Genomic DNA, 1551 nt, shown 5'->3' on the forward strand with positions numbered 1-1551 from the left:
GATAAGTCAATTGGTATAGAAATTGGGTATGGCGTCACAATTTGGGTAGAGGCCTCTATTATAGTTTTTCTTGTTCGTGTTTTATGTGAATAAAAGGTTGAATTTTCTAATTGTATAACGGCATAAACTCCACTTCTTGCCACCATGTAATCATTAATTGCCATTGCCATACTATCAAAACTTGATAAATAGGCCTTACCTTTATCGGTTGGCTTTTTTAATCCAAATAAACAGTAATTAAACCAGATTTGCATGCTGTTCCAATCATCGGATTCATCTTTAAATATGCATGACTAATGGCTGATAATTGAGATTAATTTTTCATAATTTAATCGCTATTAGTGATCAGACTTAATCAATTTATAATGTATGCTATTTTGATATAATTTATCTCCTTTACCTACATAAAATGTTACGGCATCTCGGTAAGTTTTTTCTGGTAACCTTACTGTCATTGGTTCATATATAGCATTGAGTTTATTTTCCGAATTTAATACCCAATCCGGTACATTAATTACATGAAAATTATAAGAAACATCAAAATTGGTTTGATTGTAACTATAACCCTTTGCACGTGTATATTCATTTTTTTCGACATCTGTTACACTCTCTACTACTATCTGACCATAACAAAAAGAATTTTCATATATTGGTCGGGGCCCTCTTCTATCAATATTTTGATAACGGTACTTTTCCCCTAATTCGGTCACCTCATAATGATAAAGCTCTGGGTGTCCTTCTACCGGCTCACGAGTTAATAAACCAATCTCAGCAAATAAAGGCAACGTTTTTATTAATCTTCCCTTATTCCAAATATCCCATTGAATATCATCTTCTAATACTGGCTCGTCAGTATAAGGGAATTTAACGTCACCTATATAGTAGCAAAAGTCGCCTTTAAATTTGATGCTAGCGTGAACTTTGTCCCAACCATCTTTAATTCTTTGCTTAAACTCTTCTTTGTTATAGCAACCCAATAAAGTGCTAATAGTTACAACCATAACTATTAATTGGCTTATTTTAATTAAATTTAATTTCATAACAATATCTCCCTTTTTACAGTATCGTGTATCACTATTGGATGAGTTTCAACACTTTTATTTTGGTCATTTTTGATCATTTTTCCTTTAGGCCAATATAGGACTTGCAAGTAGATTTCGTTATCCAAAGAGAAATAACATTCACCCGTTTTATAAAAAATTTGAAAATACCCTAATTCTTTATTTTCTTCATCTACTGCTTCTTTATAGAATTCAACTCGGCCAACTTTACTTTTTTCCAAATCCTCTTTTTTTGTTACTGGTTTTAAAGGCTCGGGTCGTTTGACCAAAATATCCGTTGGCGAATTATCGACAAAGTCCAGTATCGGATACAGCTCACCTTTACTAATTTTAACTGTAGCCACTTCGTTGCTTTTAGGATCATAAAAACGAAGCATACCTTCATAATCACTAATCAAATTATTGTAATTCGGCAAACCAAGTGATATATAAACCTCTTTACTCGATAAGTCAATTGGTATAGAAATTGGGTATGGCGTCACAATTTGGG

3 protein-coding genes are annotated in these 1551 nt (G+C 32.6%); all 3 read right to left on the minus strand.

Annotated elements, in window-relative coordinates; genetic code table 11:
* Window positions 1-254: hypothetical protein (locus tag H3T96_RS14540; RefSeq protein ID WP_198248686.1), on the minus strand; the 254-nt coding region annotated here is incomplete at its 3' end.
* 84 nt (window positions 255-338) lie between these two features.
* On the minus strand, window positions 339-1040 hold the full coding sequence (locus H3T96_RS14545; RefSeq protein WP_198248687.1) for a hypothetical protein: 702 nt from the start codon (window positions 1038-1040) through the stop codon (window positions 339-341).
* The coding region (locus H3T96_RS14550; RefSeq protein ID WP_198248688.1) for a hypothetical protein at window positions 1037-1551 on the minus strand (515 nt) is incomplete at its 5' end. The genes H3T96_RS14550 and H3T96_RS14545, both read right to left, overlap by 4 nt.

This window comes from Gilliamella sp. W8136, assembly GCF_016101285.1.
GTDB classification, from domain to species: Bacteria; Pseudomonadota; Gammaproteobacteria; order Enterobacterales; family Orbaceae; genus Gilliamella; species Gilliamella apicola_N.

Bases quoted from the DNA above. Each gene is read 5' to 3' on its own strand.
- H3T96_RS14545 (WP_198248687.1), bottom strand. From the start codon at position 1,040: ATGAAATTAAATTTAATTAAAATAAGCCAATTAATAGTTATGGTTGTA.